General features: G+C 45.4%; 16 protein-coding genes. 1 reads left to right on the top strand and 15 read right to left on the bottom strand.

Annotated features, from left to right (window positions below; genetic code table 11):
• Position 1 precedes the first annotated feature (1 nt).
• The 11 genes from rlmN to NYE56_RS07975 form a co-directional block, all read right to left on the bottom strand.
• Positions 2-1,093, bottom strand: a complete 1,092-nt coding sequence (rlmN, locus tag NYE56_RS08025; RefSeq protein ID WP_014476780.1) for a 23S rRNA (adenine(2503)-C(2))-methyltransferase RlmN — start codon at positions 1,091-1,093, stop codon at positions 2-4.
• Between the two features lie 3 nt (positions 1,094-1,096).
• Positions 1,097-2,440, bottom strand: coding sequence for a 16S rRNA (cytosine(967)-C(5))-methyltransferase RsmB (gene rsmB / locus NYE56_RS08020; protein WP_015715870.1), 1,344 nt, complete (start codon positions 2,438-2,440; stop codon positions 1,097-1,099).
• Positions 2,427-3,380 carry a methionyl-tRNA formyltransferase gene (gene fmt / locus NYE56_RS08015; RefSeq protein WP_268555228.1) on the bottom strand — a complete coding sequence of 318 codons (954 nt, stop codon included), beginning with the start codon at positions 3,378-3,380 and terminating at the stop codon, positions 2,427-2,429. The genes rsmB and fmt overlap by 14 nt, the downstream gene beginning before the upstream one ends.
• Before the next feature lie 4 nt (positions 3,381-3,384).
• A complete protein-coding gene (gene def, locus NYE56_RS08010) occupies positions 3,385-3,867 on the bottom strand; it encodes a peptide deformylase (RefSeq protein ID WP_015383630.1) in 483 nt (160 codons plus the stop codon).
• A 26-nt stretch (positions 3,868-3,893) separates the two neighbouring features.
• The gene (gene priA / locus NYE56_RS08005) at positions 3,894-6,311 is read right to left on the bottom strand and encodes a primosomal protein N' (RefSeq protein WP_341283695.1); all 2,418 of its coding nucleotides are present in this window, start codon (positions 6,309-6,311) and stop codon (positions 3,894-3,896) included.
• The gene (coaBC, locus tag NYE56_RS08000) at positions 6,308-7,528 is read right to left on the bottom strand and encodes a bifunctional phosphopantothenoylcysteine decarboxylase/phosphopantothenate--cysteine ligase CoaBC (RefSeq protein ID WP_341283694.1); all 1,221 of its coding nucleotides are present in this window, start codon (positions 7,526-7,528) and stop codon (positions 6,308-6,310) included. Before coaBC ends, priA begins: the two co-directional genes overlap by 4 nt.
• Before the next feature lie 80 nt (positions 7,529-7,608).
• Positions 7,609-7,812, bottom strand: a complete 204-nt coding sequence (gene rpoZ, locus NYE56_RS07995) for a DNA-directed RNA polymerase subunit omega (protein ID WP_003221520.1) — start codon at positions 7,810-7,812, stop codon at positions 7,609-7,611.
• Between the two features lie 3 nt (positions 7,813-7,815).
• A complete protein-coding gene (gene gmk / locus NYE56_RS07990) occupies positions 7,816-8,430 on the bottom strand; it encodes a guanylate kinase (protein ID WP_341283693.1) in 615 nt (204 codons plus the stop codon).
• A gap of 7 nt (positions 8,431-8,437) precedes the next feature.
• Positions 8,438-8,707 carry an extracellular matrix/biofilm regulator RemA gene (remA, locus tag NYE56_RS07985; RefSeq protein WP_003154355.1) on the bottom strand — a complete coding sequence of 90 codons (270 nt, stop codon included), beginning with the start codon at positions 8,705-8,707 and terminating at the stop codon, positions 8,438-8,440.
• 76 nt (positions 8,708-8,783) lie between these two features.
• A complete protein-coding gene (locus NYE56_RS07980) occupies positions 8,784-9,659 on the bottom strand; it encodes a YicC/YloC family endoribonuclease (protein ID WP_009967215.1) in 876 nt (291 codons plus the stop codon).
• 82 nt (positions 9,660-9,741) lie between these two features.
• Entirely contained in the window at positions 9,742-12,414 is a 2,673-nt protein-coding gene (locus tag NYE56_RS07975; RefSeq protein ID WP_341283692.1) for a calcium-translocating P-type ATPase, SERCA-type, read from the bottom strand.
• A 121-nt stretch (positions 12,415-12,535) separates the two neighbouring features.
• Here NYE56_RS07975 and rqcH point away from each other — a divergent pair, with 121 nt between their 5' ends.
• Complete coding sequence (gene rqcH, locus NYE56_RS07970) at positions 12,536-14,248, top strand: tRNA modification protein RqcH (protein WP_341283691.1); 1,713 nt, start codon at positions 12,536-12,538, stop codon at positions 14,246-14,248.
• A gap of 39 nt (positions 14,249-14,287) precedes the next feature.
• On the opposite strand, the gene sirC is transcribed toward rqcH, so the two are convergent.
• The 4 genes from sirC to cysC all read right to left on the bottom strand — a co-directional run bounded on the left by sirC (position 14,288) and on the right by cysC (position 17,010).
• Positions 14,288-14,776 (bottom strand): precorrin-2 dehydrogenase, encoded by a 489-nt coding sequence (gene sirC / locus NYE56_RS07965; RefSeq protein ID WP_336154664.1) that lies wholly within the window; start codon positions 14,774-14,776, stop codon positions 14,288-14,290.
• Positions 14,757-15,542, bottom strand: a complete 786-nt coding sequence (sirB, locus tag NYE56_RS07960; RefSeq protein ID WP_341283690.1) for a sirohydrochlorin chelatase — start codon at positions 15,540-15,542, stop codon at positions 14,757-14,759. The genes sirC and sirB overlap by 20 nt, the downstream gene beginning before the upstream one ends.
• 2 nt (positions 15,543-15,544) lie before the next feature.
• Positions 15,545-16,318, bottom strand: a complete 774-nt coding sequence (gene cobA / locus NYE56_RS07955) for a uroporphyrinogen-III C-methyltransferase (protein WP_015715864.1) — start codon at positions 16,316-16,318, stop codon at positions 15,545-15,547.
• A 98-nt stretch (positions 16,319-16,416) separates the two neighbouring features.
• Positions 16,417-17,010: an adenylyl-sulfate kinase gene (cysC, locus tag NYE56_RS07950; protein WP_015252120.1), complete on the bottom strand. Its 594-nt coding sequence runs from the start codon at positions 17,008-17,010 to the stop codon at positions 16,417-16,419.
• Positions 17,011-17,017 lie beyond the last annotated feature (7 nt).

The following is a 17,017-nucleotide window of genomic DNA, read 5'->3' as shown; positions in this document are numbered from 1 at the left end:
ATCACCTCGTCTCGTCTTGACGCTCCTTCGCGCGAAGCTGACCGCAGGCTGCGTCAATGTCATGTCCTTGCTCTCTTCGGATTGTGACATTTACTCCGCGGGATTTCAGCGTTTTTTCAAAAGCAAAAATCTGATCACGCGGTGTGCGCACATAGTCCCGTTCAGGCACGTAGTTTACCGGAATCAAGTTCACGTGGCATTTGACTCCTTCCAGCAAGTCGGCAAGCTCTTCGGCGTGTTCCACCTGGTCGTTTACGCCTCCGAACAGCCCGTATTCAAAGCTGATACGGCGTCCTGTTTTATTAATATAATATTTAACGGCTTCCATTAGATCAGGCAGTTTATATGCTCTGTTAATCGGCATCAAACGGCTTCTGATTTCTGTGTTCGGCGCGTGCAGAGAAATTGCAAAGTTAATCTGCATTTGCTGATCAGCAAATTCGTAAATTTTCGGGATGATTCCACTCGTAGAGACCGTAATATGGCGAGCACCGATATTCAGGCCCTTGTCATGGTTAATGATTTTCAAGAAAGCGAGCATTTCGTTAAAGTTATCAAAAGGTTCACCGATTCCCATGATCACGACAGAGCTGACGCGTTCATCCGTTTCATCAAGAGCTTTTTGCACTTTGACTACTTGAGCGACAATTTCCCCCGCTTCAAGGTTTCGTTTTAAGCCTCCAAGCGTTGACGCGCAAAATGTGCAGCCAATACGGCAGCCGACTTGTGTCGTTACACATACAGAATTGCCATACTCGTGTCTCATTAAAACGGTTTCGATGGTATAACCGTCATGAAGCTCAAACAAAAACTTCATCGTACCGTCTTGAGAGGTTTGTTTAACAGCCGTTTTCAGTGTTGTTAACACAAAGTGAGTGTTTAATTTCTCACGCAGATCCTTTGAGAGGTTTGTCATTTCTTCAAAAGAAGATACGCGTTTTTCATATAGCCATTCAAAGATCTGAGCCGCACGGAACGGTTTCTCTCCGTTGTCTGTCAGCCATTGTTTAATTTCGTCTAATTCAAAAGAATAAATAGACGGACGCTCTGTCCGCAATTCTTTTCTTACTTTTGTTTTATTAAGTTCTGCCATTGCTTATCCCTTCTTTCTCATGCTGCAAATAAAGAAACCATCTGTTCCGAAATAATGAGGAAGGATTTGAAGCCTTCCATCCCGAACAAAGGGTCTCACCTTTTCAGGCAGCCGCTTTTCAAGAGACAAATCGGGTTCAAAATCAGGATGTTCTTGTATAAACGCATGTATTACTTCATCATTTTCTGTCCGGTCCATTGTACACGTACTGTAGACAAGAGTGCCACCTTTTTTTACTAATGGTGCGATTTCCCTCAAGATCGACAGCTGGATTTCAGCTAGACGGGCGCTGTCGTCAGGTTTTTTCGTGTATTTCATGTCCGGCTTTCTTCTGATAACACCGAAACCTGAGCACGGGGCATCGACCAATATTCGGTCAAACTGTTCGTTTTCAAACGTTTCCCCCGCTTTTCTAGCATCCATTGTTTCCGCATGAATGATTGTCAGGCCAAGCCGGTCTGCCGCTTCTTTGATCAGCTTCACTTTATGTTTGTGAAGATCAAGCGACGTAACGCTCCCCTTGTTCTTCATTAATTCTGCGATATGAGCTGACTTTCCGCCAGGCGCCGCACACGCGTCAAGCACTGTTTCATCAGGCTTAGGGTCAAGGGCGCGGGCGACGAGCATGGAGCTCTCATCCTGGATGGAAACTTCGCCGTTTTGGAAGAAATGAGTTCCGGCAATTGTTCCCTTTAAGAGCTTCACAGCATCTTCAGCGAGGTCGCCTTTTTCAACTTCGATTCCCTCAGCAGCCATTTGGTCAAGCAGCTCAGCTCTGTCTGCTTTCATTTGATTGACACGCAACGTCTGTTTCGGCGGAATGAGATGGATGCGGCAAATCTTTTCCGCAGCTTCAAATCCATACGCATCCGCCCACTCTTTCACAAGCCACTCCGGATGGCTTGTTTCTGTCGCCAGCCGGCGTACAGGATCTTCGATCGCGTCAAAGGATGGAACACCTTCGCGCTGAATAGAACGGAGCACGCCGTTGACAAATGAAGCAATGCCTTTGTGTCCGCGGATTTTAGCAATCTCAACCGCTTCATGGATGGCTGCCCTGTCTGGAATCTTCTCTAAATACTCCATTTGATATAAGGATAGGCGAAGAAGCTGAATCACCCACGGCTTTACCTTTTGAGGCTTATTGATAAACGGTTTAAGCATATAATCAAGCGCGATCTTATTTTGTAATGTACCATAGACAAGTTCAGTCAAAAGCCCTCTGTCCTGATCACTCAGTTCATTTGATTTAATGACCGATTTCAGCAGCAGGTTGCTGTATGCCTGGTTTTGTTCTAATTTGATCAGCGCCTCAAGGGCGATGTCACGAACACTAGTTTTTTTCATTGTTTACTCCTAACACATCACCGGCTTCAACATGAGCGCCTCGCACAAAGTCTTCGCCTTTCATGCGTTTTTTGCCGGCCGGCTGGAGTTCGGTTAATAACAGAGCCGTCTCGTTACCTGTGGCAACGATAATCCCTTCCTTTTCAACCGCAACGACTGTGCCGGGCTCAGCTGTTGTTGGTGCCGGTATTTTTTTCGACGCCCATATTTTCAAGTTTTGTCCGTTTAGCGTCGTATAAGCAACAGGCCATGGATTTAAGCCGCGGACCTGGTTGTAAAGCTCTTCGCCCGTTCTGGACCAATCGAGCAGCTCTTGCTCTCTTTTAATGTTAGGCGCGTATGTCGCTTTCTCTTCATCCTGCTTTTCAGGTGATATGCTGCCGGCAATGACGTTTGGAACCGTTTCAGACAACAGCTTCGCGCCAGCCGCGCTTAATTTATCGTGCAGTGTTCCGACATTGTCGGTTTCTTCAATGTCCACTTCCACTTTTGAGATCATATCGCCCGCATCCAATTTTTCTACCATATACATAATGGTAACCCCGGTTTTCTTCTTTCCCTGCAGAATGGAATAATGGATCGGAGCACCGCCGCGCAGTTCCGGCAAAAGGGATGCGTGAACGTTAATGCAGCCGTATTTTGGACTGTCGAGAAGCTCCTTAGGCAAAATTTGTCCGAATGCCGCCGTTACAATCAGGTCAGGCTTTAATGCCAGCACTTTCTCAATTTCTTCTGTCAATCTGACTTTTTCCGGCTGAAGAACCGGGATGCCGTGACGCAATGCCTCTTCCTTGACCGGAGGAGGTGTCAGTACTTTTTTTCTGCCCTTCGGACGGTCCGGCTGTGTGACGACCCCCACTACTTCATATCCGTCCTCAATCAGGGTTCTTAAAACAGGAACTGAAAAATCCGGCGTTCCCATAAATACGATTCTCGTCATCAAATCATCCTTCCATATCCGCTAGTTCATCTTCTGTATAGTATTTACTTATTTTAGATGTAAACAGCACACCGTCTAAGTGGTCCATTTCATGCTGCACGGCTCTTGCTAAAAAGCCTCGCGCTTCCAGAATGAATGGTTTTCCCTGACGGTTAAACGCACGCACTTTGACATAATCGGCACGTGTGACATCACCATAGACGCCAGGAAAGCTCAAGCATCCTTCAATTCCGGTTTGCTCGCCGCTTTTTTCTAAAATTTCAGGATTAACGAGATCAATTCTCCCTCTGTCATCCCCGATGTCTACAACGGCCGCTCTTTTTAAAATGCCGATTTGCGGCGCTGCCAGTCCGACACCATCCATTTCAAGCATGGTGTCGTACATATCATCAAGCAGTTTTTTTAGCTTTTTATCAAAAACAGTCACGGTTTCCGCAGGTGTTTCCAAAACCTCCGCAGGATGTGTGACGACCTTTTTTACTGCCAATTTGTTACCCTCCAAGACGTGAGATCTTACATCATCATATAAGGATTCATATCAATTGAAATCATTACATGTTTTTGTTCAATTTCGCGTTTATAATGTTCCAGTATCTTCTTCAATAAAGCGGATAACTGGGTTTCCTGTTTGTATTTTATCACGCATTGATAGCGATATCTATCTTTGATCCTGGCTATCGGCGACGCGCTTGGTCCGAGAATTTTCGTGTCAGCTCCGCAGTTTGCTTTCAAAAAATGAGCGATCTTTTCAGCTGTAACCGCTGCTTTCGCCACTTCCTCATGAGAAACAGTCACAAGAGCCAAATAGTAGTATGGCGGATAGGATTGCTCTCTCCTGTGCGCCATTTCATGCTGATAGAACGTTTCATAATCGTGTGTTTTCGTCAGCTGGATACTGTAATGAGACGGTGTATACGTTTGAATGATGACATGGCCGGGCTTTTCATGCCTGCCTGCCCGGCCGCTGACTTGCGTTAACAGCTGAAATGTTTTTTCAGCCGATCTGAAATCAGGAATATGAAGTGTTGTATCAGCACTTAACACTCCGACAAGCGTGACATTCGGAAAATCAAGCCCTTTCGCGATCATTTGCGTTCCGAGAAGAATATCCGCTTTTCCTTCTCCGAAAGCTGACAGTAATTTTTCATGGGCGCCTTTTCGTGATGTCGTGTCAACATCCATCCGAATCACTCTCGCACTTGGCAGCACTTTTGTCAGCTCTTCCTCCACTCGCTGTGTTCCCGTTCCGAAAAAGCGAATATGCTCGCTTGCGCATTCAGGACAAGTGTGCGGAACAGGCTCTTCATGTCCGCAATAATGGCATTTCAGCCTTTGGCCGTAACGATGATACGTCATGGAAATGTCGCAGTGCGGGCATTGCGGGACATAGCCGCAATCCCTGCACATCACAAAGGAAGAATAGCCCCTCTTATTTAAAAACAGCACCGCCTGCTCACCCTTGGCAATCGTTTCTTCAAGCTTTTCCATCAATTCAACTGAAAACATCGAGCGATTGCCGTTTCTAAGCTCCTCTCTCATATCGACAAGCGAAACCTCAGGCATCACCCGATGGTTAACACGGTGCTTCAGTGAAAGAAGCTCGTATACGCCCTTTTGCGCTCTTGCATACGACTCTAATGTCGGCGTAGCACTCCCTAATACAACCGGGCAGCTGTGATGCTCAGCCCGCTTGATTGCCACCTCTTTCGCATGATAGCGCGGCATTTCTTCCTGTTTATATGAAGACTCGTGCTCTTCATCGATGATTATCATTCCGAGATTTTCAAACGGAGCAAAAATGGCGGACCTGGCACCGACGACAAGCCGTACTTCCTTCCGGTGGATTTTACGCCACTCGTCATATTTTTCTCCTGTGGATAAACCGCTGTGCATGACTGCCACCTGGGAGCCGAAGCGGCCCTTGAAGCGGTTGACCATTTGCGGCGTCAGCGATATTTCCGGTACGAGGACGATGGCTTCTTTTCCTTTCGCCAGTACTTTTTCAATTGATTGCAGATAAATTTCCGTTTTTCCGCTTCCTGTCACGCCGTGAAGGAGGAACACTTTATGCTCATCGCTGTCCAATGTCTCGCGTATGGGCTCGAAGGCAGCCCTCTGTTCGTCTGTCAGCGGCAGGGGCTTTGTTTTTTTGAACATTTTGTCCTGATAGGGATCTCTGTAAACCTCTTCATAGCTTTCCTTCAAAAGCCCTTTTTGGATAAGGGTTTTGATGGTTGCAGAGCTCGTGTCCGTTTTTTTGCACAATTCCGCCGCAGGAATTTTCACACCTTCCGGCTCAGAGATGAGAAAGTGAAGAATCGCCTGCTGTTTTGCTGCTTGGCGGGACAATCCCTCAGCCTGCTTAGCAAGCTCTTCTTTACTCGCATTTGCCTGAATATGCCTGACCATTTTTTTATTGGTTTTTTGCGCGACTTTATACGTCACGTCAATGTCCCCTTTTTGAACATGCCTTTGAATCAGTTTCAGCGTCTCATGATCGGGTATATCTGAATACAACAGCGTCTTTGTTTCAGAAAACAGCCGTTCCACTTGCGGCGGAAGATCGGCGCCGCGTGCAATTTTTAATTCTTTTTCATATTTCGCCTTTAAGGCGGCAGGCAGCATTGCTTGAAGCGCCGTTATTTTAAAAGACAGCGTTTTGTCTGACAGCCATGATGACAGATCCATAAGCTCCTCTGTCAGAACAGGTGTAAGATCTAATAAATCCTCTACTTCCTTGACAGATTTTCCCGATAGGTCAGATGCTTCTTTGACTGCTGTCACAAACCCTTGAATCTTACGGGGGCCAAACGGAACAATGACCCGCATCCCCGTTTTGATCATGCCCTTGAGATGGTCTGGGATTTTATAATCAAAAGGCCTGTCTATATTTTTGGTGCTGACATCAACGATGACTTCTGCAAAATTCATGAGCGCTCTCCGGTTTGTTTTGAGAGGGCTGCGATCTCCTGAAGGATTTCAAAAGAAACATCGAGCTTAGACATAATCGGGAGTTCGCGTTTATGCCCGTCTTTGAAAAAAATTGTCACGATATTCGTATCAGCACCAAAACCGGCCCCATTTGCTTTCACATCATTTGCCACAATCAAATCAAGGTTTTTAGCGGCGAGCTTTTTACGTGCATAGTGTTCAATGTCTTGTGTTTCGGCGGCAAATCCGACCAAAATCTGCTCTTTCTTTTTCTCGCCCAATTCTTTCAGAATATCGACTGTTCTTTTCAGTTCTAAGGTCATGCCGCCGTCTTGTTTTTTCATTTTATGGTCAAATACTGTTTTCGGCGTAAAATCGGCTACTGCAGCTGTTTTAATGACTATATCGCTTGCGTCATACACAGAGAGCACAGCTTCGCGCATATCCGCAGCCGATTGAACAGGGATAAACTCAGCAAGGCCTTTAGGCTGATCAAGTGAAACAGGCCCAGAAATTAAGGTTACCCGTGCGCCGAGCTGAACAGCAGCCTCCGCTAGTGCGTAGCCCATTTTGCCCGTCGATTTATTGGTGAAAAACCGGACAGGATCAACCGCTTCCCGCGTTGGGCCGGCTGTAATGACCACATGCTTGCCTTCTAAAAGAGCGGATGTTTCTTCAGCAAAATGTTTTTCGGCCAGCTTTACGATGTTTTCCGGCTCTTCCAATCTGCCTTTTCCTACGTAACCGCATGCTAAATAGCCCTCACTTGGCTCAATAAAACGATAACCGTCCTGATAAAGAACAGAAATGTTTCGTTTGACTGCCGGGTGGTCATACATATGAACGTTCATCGCCGGCGCGATCCAAACGGGAGCCGTTGCTGCCAACAATGTTGTCGTCAGCATATCATCAGCGATGCCGTTTGCCAGTTTTCCAATCACATTAGCCGTAGCCGGCGCTACGATAATCAAGTCGGCCCAGTCTGCGGCATCAATATGAGAAATGACGCTTGGATTTTGTTCTTTAAATGTATCTGTATAGACTTCGTGGCGGCTCAATGCCTGAAATGTCAGCGGTGAAACGAATCGGCAAGCGGATTCAGTCATAATCACTTTGACATTTGCTCCTGCCTGAACCAGCTTGCTCGTTAATGCACAGGCTTTATAAACAGCGATGCCTCCGCTCACGCAAAGTAACACATTTCGATTGTTAAGCAATGAATTCTCCCCCTCTGCACTTTACAAAATCGCACGGAAAAAAATAACAACCTACATGATATAGGTTGCTACTTGTGCTACTATTCGCGGTCTTCCTTTTCAAACGAAAGCAGGCCTGCATCAATTTCTTCTAAAGCTTTGCCTACATATTTGTGTGAAATCGTATGTTCAATCATTTGGTCTTTTTTGATTTGCATTTCACGTGCGCGTCTCGCAGAAACAGTCACCAGCGTATATTTTGAATCTAATTTATTCATTAAAGAATCAATTGACGGATCTAACATTGATTATTCAACCTCCAGCATTTTCTTATATCTTGGTGCAACGCGTTCACGCTTCAAATGTTCAGCAAGAACGATTGCTTTGATTTTATCGCAAGCCGTTTCGACATTATCGTTTTCAACGACATAGTCATAAGCATCCATCATTTCGATCTCAGCTTTTGCGGCTTTCATTCGATTTTCAATCAGAGCGTCTGTTTCTGTGCCTCGTGTCACGATTCTGTTTTTCAGTTCAGAAAGGCTTGGAGGCGCAAGGAAAATAAATAGGCCTTCCGGGAAAGCATTTCTCACTTGAAGAGCCCCTTGAACTTCAATTTCTAAAAAGACGTCTTTTCCATCTTGAAGCGTCTGTTCAACATAATCGACTGGCGTGCCGTAATAATTGCCGACATACTCTGCCCATTCAAGCAGCTTGTTGTCCGCAATCATTTGCTCGAATTCGTCTCTTGTTTTGAAAAAATAATCGATTCCGTTCACTTCGCCCTCTCTTGGACTTCTTGTGGTTACTGAAATCGAATATTCAAATTTTGTGTCTTCCTGCGAAAAGATCGCTTGTCGAACCGTTCCTTTACCAACTCCTGAGGGACCTGAGAGAACGATTAATAACCCTCTTTCTTTCATGCGGCAATTACCCCTGCCCTTCATCCATAATTTCTTCTTTAACAGAAAGTCTGTGTGCAACTGTCTCAGGCTGGACGGCAGATAAGATAATGTGATCACTATCCATGACGACAACTGCACGGGTTCTTCGTCCGTATGTAGCGTCAATTAGCATTCCGCGGTCTCTTGCATCCTGAATCATCCGTTTGATTGGCGCAGACTCCGGGCTGACAATCGAAATCATCCGATTGGCGGAGATGATATTGCCAAATCCGATATTAATCAGTTTAATCGTCATCTTCTACGTTCCCCCTGTAAAATAGACGTCTCTAGTTTAGCCTAGTAAGACCGTCTGTAAACAATACGCACAGTCACTATTCTATATTTTGCACTTGTTCTTTTATTTTTTCAATAGAACTTTTCATTTCAACGACAAGCTTTGTGATCTGATGATCATTTGCTTTTGAGCCGATCGTATTTGCTTCCCGATTGAGCTCCTGAACAAGAAAGTCGAGTTTGCGCCCGACAGCTCCGCCACTAGCTAATATATCACGAAACTGGGCGAAGTGGCTCTTCAGCCTTGTAATCTCTTCAGTGATATCAGAGCGGTCTGCAAAAATAGCGCATTCTGTTACAAGCCGGCTCTCGTCTAATACGTCTTCAGTCCATTCTTTGATTCTGGCGTACAGCCGTTCCCGGTAACGAGATACGACATCTGCAGCCAGCAATTCAGTTTCTCTCACCAGCTCTTCAAGCTGATCAATATGCATCAGGCAGTCTTTCGCTAAGAGCAGCCCCTCTTTTTCACGCATTTCACAGAGACCTTTTACCGCTTCTTCTGCAGCATCGATGATCAACGCCTCCAGCTTGTCATTTTGCGTCTGTTCTTCATGAACCTGGACGACATGATCAAGCTTAAAGAAATCCATTACATCGGGCTCTGCAGACAATTGATACCGCTTCTTCATATCTCTCGCGGCTGCGACAAACTCATCGAGCAGCGGCCAATCAATTTCAAGCCTTTTCTCAACAAGCATATCGCTGTCAACGGATACGAAAAGCTCAATTCTTCCGCGCTGAATATGCTGCAGAATGGTCTGTTTCAGCTTATCTTCAAAATATAGCAAAGGCCTTGGCAAACGAGCGTTCACTTCTTTAAATCTGTAGTTCACAGATTTAAGTTCAACGCTTACAGAGAGATCGTCTTGTGTTTTGCTTGCACTGCCGAAGCCTGTCATACTTCGTATCATTTTAAAACACCCAATTCTTCCCTGTTCTCATAATAAAAGGGCAATAGACACGCTATTACCCCTAAGATTATATCATATGAATTTATTTTTTTCTTGTTAAAAGTGACCCCGCCAGCAAAAAAGTAGGGATGGCGGACATACCGATGACGAGCATCCAGTCCCCCGGCGTGATGGCTACAGTATGGAAAATCGGCTGAAGCGGCGGATAGTAGATTACTACAAGCATCAGCAAAATAGATGACAATACCGCGCCGATTAAATACAGGTTTTGAAACGGATTTCTAGAGAAAACAGAAGTTTCGCTGCGGCAGTCAAACACGTGAATAAGCTGAGCGAGCACCAATGTGGCAAACGCGATCGTCTGGGCATAAGCCAAGTTTTCCGGATTGCGGTGGTACACAATGATAAACGCTAAAATAGTGGCAACTCCGATTAAAAATCCTCTGGAAACGACCTTCCATCCTAGCTTGCGGGCAAATACCCCTTCTTTCGGATGACGGGGCTTGCGCTTCATGACGTCTCCTTCCGGCTGATCCATGCCGAGCGCCATTGCCGGCAACCCGTCCGTCACCAAGTTGACCCACAAAATCTGAATCGGAACGAGCGGTAAAGGAAGGGCGAGCAGCATCGCAAACAGCATGACAAGGATTTCTCCGACGTTAGACGCCAACAGGTATCTGATAAACTTCCTGATATTTTCGTAGATGTTCCTGCCTTCTTTTATCGCTGATTTAATCGTCGCAAAATTATCATCCACGAGAACAAGAGATGATGCTTCTTTGGCCACATCTGTCCCGGTAATGCCCATAGAGACGCCGATATCAGCTTGTTTAATGGCAGGAGCATCATTGACGCCGTCTCCCGTCATCGCCACAATATGCCCGTTCTCCTGATAGGCTTTTACGATTTTTAGTTTATGTTCAGGGGAAACGCGGGCAAATACATACACATCCTCCACCACATGAGAAAGCTCTTCTTGAGAAAGTTCATTCAGCATCTTGCCGTCCATGATTTTGCCGCTTTTCGGAAGGAGGCGCAAGTCTTTCGCTATCGCTTTAGCGGTTTCTACATGATCACCTGTTATCATAACGGTCTTAATTCCTGCTTCACGGCATTCTTTTATCGCCTGTCTGACTTCCGGCCGCGGGGGATCAATGATACCTGAAAGGCCAAGCATGGTCAGATCTTTTTCCGCCTGCTCCATTGACGGTGTTTCGCCTGCTTTTATCGGCCTGTAGGCGACCGCTATCGTTCTGAGCGCCTGTGATGCCAAATGTCTTAATACCGCCTCTGTTTCTGCTTTTCTTTCATTTGAAAAAAGAGCCGCTGAGCCATCATAATAAATACGGGAAGATCGCTGCATCAGTACATCCGGTGCACCTTTTGTAATGATATAGCGCTTTCTGTCTTGATCCTCTACGATGACAGACATCATTTTCCGTGCAGAATCAAACGGAAATTCTTCGATCACCCGGTAGTTTGATTCAACAAACTCCTTTGAAAAACCGCCTTTTCTTGCCGCGGTGAGCAGCGCTCCCTCTGTCGGATCTCCGTCAAGCACATATTCGCCGTCTCTTTTCTCAATATTGGAGTTGTTACAAAGCGCTCCGAACAGAAGCATCTGCTGAAGCGGCCTATGTTCATTGACACTGATCTCTTTTTCGTTCAGTGTGAAGCTTCCTTTCGGTTCATAGCCGGCCCCTGCCACTCTCCATGTTTTCCCTCCGGACCAGACATGTGTCACCGTCATTTTGTTTTGGGTCATCGTCCCTGTTTTATCTGAACAAATGATAGACGCACACCCAAGCGTTTCAACAGCAGGAAGCTTTCTAACAATGGATTTTTGTTTAATCATCCGCTGTACACCAAGCGAAAGCGCCACTGTCACAATCGCCGGCAGCCCCTCCGGAATAGCGGCTACCGCTAACGAGACACCTGCTAAAAACATACTGTACAGATCATGACCCTGAATAACACCGACAGCAACGACAAGTACGGTCAGAAGCAATGCAACAACAATCAAAATCTTCCCGAGCTGCTCCAGTCTTCTTTGCAGCGGGGTTGACAATGTCCCTGCCGATTCAAGCATGTCGGCAATTTTCCCCATAGCCGTATTCATTCCTGTCCCGACGACAACCCCGACACCGCTGCCGCGAGTCACAATCGTTCCCATAAATGCCATATTGGTAATATCGCCAAGTGAAACATCCGGTTTTTTCAATTTATCAGCATGCTTCACAACCGGGATTGATTCCCCGGTCAGCGCTGATTCTTCTATTTCAAGGCTTCTCGCTTCAACAATTCGAACGTCTGCGCCAATTCTGTCCCCGCTCGTAAATTTCACAATATCACCCGGCACCAGTTCCTTAGAAGGAATCTTTGTCCAGCTTCCTTCCCTGAGTGCCATGACGTGCGGTGTTGAAAGCTCTTTTAAAGCCTGAAGAGATTGCTCAGCACGCCTTTCTTGAAAGAAACCGAGTATGCCATTCACAAACACAATCGCAATAATCGCAACCGCATCTACATATTCACCAAGAAATCCTGAGATTAACGTTGCCGCCAGAAGCACAAGCACCATAAAATCTTTGAACTGCGCGAAAAACAAGAGAAGCGCTGAAGTTTTTTTCCCTTCTTGCAGCTCGTTTGGTCCATGCTTGTCAAGGCGTTTTTTTACCTCTTTTTCTGTTAATCCTTGTTTCATGGACGTATTGGTTGCCTCTAGTAAATCTGTTTGTCCCATTTCATGAAACTTCATTCCGCTCGTCCACTCCCCTGCTCTCATATAGAGATATCACTCTATAAGCATGCTTATTCTGACTCGTCCCATTTCATGCTATAATTATCGAATGCAGGAAGAATGAGAGGGTGTATTGCATATGTCGTTTGATGGCATGTTTACATACGGAATGACACACGAACTTAACGAGAAAATAATGGGCGGACGAATTACAAAAGTCCATCAGCCATATAAGCACGATGTGATTTTCCACATCCGTGCCAAGGGAAAAAACCAAAAACTATTATTATCGGCACATCCGAGCTATTCACGGGTGCATATCACGGCACAAGCTTATGAAAATCCAAGCGAACCGCCAATGTTTTGCATGTTGCTGAGAAAGCATATCGAAGGCGGATTCATTGAGAAAATTGAACAAGCGGGCTTAGACCGCATTATGATTTTTCATATCAAAAGCCGAAACGAAATTGGCGATGAAACCGTACGAAAGCTTTATGTAGAAATTATGGGCCGTCACAGCAATATCATTTTGACTGACGCAGCAGAAAATGTGATTATCGACGGACTTAAGCATTTATCACCGTCAATGAACAGCTACCGTACAGTACTGCCCGGCCAAGATTATAAGCTTCCGCCTGCTCAGGACAAAATATCGCCTCTTGAGGCGTCAGAAGATGATATTTTGCGTCACCTCAGCTTTCAAGAAGGAAGGCTTGATAAACAAATTGTCGACCACTTTTCAGGCGTGTCTCCGCTTTTCGCCAAAGAAGCGGTTCACAGAGCAGGCCTTGCCAACAAAGTCACACTGCCAAAAGCGTTGCTGGCACTGTTTGCCGAAGTGAAAGAGCACCGTTTCATTCCCAACATTACGACTGTAAACGGAAAGGAATATTTTTATTTACTGGGGCTGACTCATCTAAAGGGCGAAGCGCGCCGTTTTGATTCATTAAGCGAACTGCTCGACCGTTTTTATTTCGGAAAAGCTGAACGAGACCGGGTCAAGCAACAGGCTCAGGATCTTGAGCGTTTTGTTGTGAACGAACGGAAGAAGAATGCCAACAAAATCAAAAAATTAGAGAAAACCCTGGAGTATTCTGAAAACGCGAAGGAGTTTCAGCTTTACGGAGAGCTTTTAACCGCTAATTTATATATGCTGAAAAAAGGTGATAAACAGGCTGAGGTTATCAATTATTATGATGAAGAAAGCCCGACAATCACGATTCCTTTAAATCCAAACAAAACGCCTTCTGAAAACGCACAGGCCTATTTCACGAAGTATCAGAAAGCGAAAAATTCGGTCGCAGTTGTCGAGGAGCAAATCAGGCTGGCACAGGAAGAGATCGAATATTTTGATCAGCTGATTCAGCAGCTTTCGTCCGCTTCTCCCCGGGATATCAGCGAAATCAGGGAAGAGCTTGTTGAGGGCAAATATTTGCGCCCTAAGCAGCAAAAAGGCCAGAAAAAGCAAAAACCGCACAATCCGGTGTTAGAAACATATGAATCCACCTCAGGCCTGACAATTTTAGTGGGTAAGAACAATCGCCAAAATGAATATTTAACGACCAGAGCGGCGGCTAGAGACGATATCTGGCTTCACACGAAGGACATTCCCGGCTCCCACGTTGTGATCAGAAGCAGCGAACCGGATGAGCAAACAATCATGGAAGCCGCGACAATTGCAGCTTATTTTTCAAAAGCTAAAGATTCAAGTTCAGTGCCTGTAGATTATACAAAAATCAGGCATGTCAAAAAACCAAACGGCGCGAAACCCGGTTTCGTCACCTATGACAGCCAGCATACCGTCTTTGTCACGCCTGATGCTGATACTGTCATCAAGCTCAAAAAAAGCTGAGCCGCATAAAGAAAAGCCAGAGCATTTGTATGCTCTGGCTTATTTCTTTCTTCTCACCTGATAAAGCCTGTTCACTTCAGCAACAAAATCGCCGTCAATCAGCTTATCCACGTTTTCAGCAAGCTCTTTCGTGTGCTTTGGACTGGCTCCGCTTGTAGAAACAGACACAGTGACATGCCCTCTTTTTACGATTTTCGGCATATATACATTGCCAAGCTCAGCGTCACTGACACAATTGACAAGCTGAAAAGGCGTTGCGGATTGGGCAATTTCTTTGTTCACTGCCGCATTATCCGTCGCAGCAATAATTAAGAAAGCATTGAGATAATCTTCTTTTTCAATTGTCCGTTTTTCCCATTTGATACGCCGCTCTTCTGCCATTTGCTTGATTTCCGGTTCCACATCCGGACTGACGAGCGTTATATCAGCTCCCTCAGAAATCACCGTTTTCAGCCTTCTGAGAGCGATGCTGCCGCCCCCCGCAATCACAACCTTCTTCTTTTCCAGGCTAATGTGCAGCGGAAGCATATGAACCTCCATCAAAATCAAATTGTCCCTCAGAATTTGCCGCAGTTTCTCTCACACGGTTCAAAAATGCGTTTTTCACATGAGGATGAAAACCGATATAGGAAGAGAGGTAGACGTTCGGATTATGAGCTTTTAATTTCTGAACCTCTCGTTCGATTTCATTCATCAGCATACCCGTAAAGAGCAAATATGGAACGATAAAGGTTGTTGTGCCGTCATCTTTTTTAAGTTCTGAAAAAACCTCTTTGTAATTAGGGCCGCATGCTGTCAAAAAGCACGGAATGACTTCCTTGACTGGAATCATTTCCTGAAGAAGATTAGCAATACCGGTTACGTCTCTTTTGACATCTGGATCTGAACTTCCCCTTCCGATGAGTACCACTCTGGCATTTTCATATGGAACACCTATGTCTTTCATTCGGTGATATACAGCCTTGACTACTTCTTCGTCAATCCCGATCGGCTTTCCGTATGAAATGCGGACTGACGGATATCGGGATGCAACACGGGCAATTTCTTCTGGAATATCATGTTTTGCATGCGCAGCTGTTAAAAGAAGCAGAGGCACCACTGCGATATGAGTGGCGCCTTGCTTCACACATGCTTCAAATCCTGTCTCAATTGCCGGCTCCTGAAGCTCTAAAAAGCTGATTTCTTGTACTGGCACAGAGATGTGGGCCTTGCATCCTTCCAAAAAGGCTGCGGCTTCTTGCTGTGCTTTTTTGACCCGGCTGCCGTGGCCGACATATAAAATTGCTTGTTTCATTTTTACAACGCCTCGCTTAAATCTTGTTTTTTCAGTTCAGATTCAAACCATTCCAGCTTATAGTGATAATTTACAACATTTCCAATGACAATTAAACTCGGATTTGTAATGTTTTCTTTTATCACCGTTTCTGAAAGGGTGTCAACTGTACAAAAAACAGATTTTTGCTTGTCCGTTGTTCCCCAATGAATAAAGGCTGCCGGCGTAGAACCGTCCCGGCCGTTTTCAAGGAGTTTTCTTTCAATCTGCTGCACGTTTTTGATACCCATATAGATGACAAGTGTATCAATTCCTGTAGCCAGCGCTTTCCACTTTTCCTCAAAATCTTCTTCTTTTTTATAATGACCCGTTACAAAAGCGACGTTAGAGCCCGCCTCCCGATGAGTAACAGGAATCCCGGCATAAGCGGCTGCCGCGATTCCAGACGTAATGCCGGGGATGATTTCAAACGGAATTCCATTTTCAGAGAGGCATTCCGCTTCTTCCCCTCCTCTGCCGAACACAAAAGGGTCTCCGCCTTTCAGTCTGACAACGGTTTTCCCTTTTTGCGCATACTTTACAAGAAACCGATTGATGGTTTCTTGCTTCATCGTATGAAAATCCGGAAGCTTCCCGCAGTAGATCAGGTCTGCTTGCTCTTTGGCATATTGTAAAATCTCTTTATTTACTAATCTGTCATATAAGATGACATCAGCTTTTTCAATGGCTTTCAGCGCTTTAATTGTCAGCAGATCAGGGTCACCGGGACCCGCTCCTACAATATATACTTTCCCCATCGTATTTCCCCCGATCTATTCGAGTTCTTCCAGAGCATTCGCTGTGATGATGTTCTCGCTTGCATTCCGGCATCTGAGAAGAACGCAGCAGATCATATTCAGCTCAATTTTTGTTTAACAAACTCGATCAGCTGATTTTTACACGCTTCACGGTCATGCTGTCCTGAATCAAGAACGAGCTCTGGCGCTTCCGGTTCTTCATAAGGAGAATCAATTCCTGTAAAAAACGGAATCTCGCCGTTTCTTGCTTTTTTGTAAAGCCCTTTCGGATCTCTTTGTTCACAAATATCAAGGTCGCATTTAATGTAGACTTCATTAAATTCGCCCGCTTCCACAAGCTCGCGAACCTGTTGCCTGTCCTCGCGGAAAGGAGAGATAAAAGCAGTAATCACAATGGTTCCCTGCTGAACAAAAAGCTTTGCCACCTCTCCGATTCGGCGGATGTTTTCTTTTCGGTCTTCATCAGAAAAACCAAGATCCTTATTTAAGCCGTGACGGATATTATCCCCGTCAAGCACAATCACTTGGTAGCCTTGCTCAAACAATTCTCTCGCAGCGGCGTTGGCAATCGTTGATTTGCCTGAGCCGCTTAACCCTGTCAGCCAGAGAATGGAGCTTTTATGCTTGTTTTTTTGCTGGTACTCTTCTTTTGTGATAGAGGCTTCATGCCATACAATATCGCGATTTGTCACTGCCAGT

Origin of the sequence: Bacillus sp. FSL R5-0603 (assembly GCF_038050295.1) — a bacterium.
GTDB classification, from domain to species: Bacteria; Bacillota; Bacilli; order Bacillales; family Bacillaceae; genus Bacillus; species Bacillus subtilis.
This window is presented reverse-complemented; position numbering and strand designations above follow the sequence as displayed.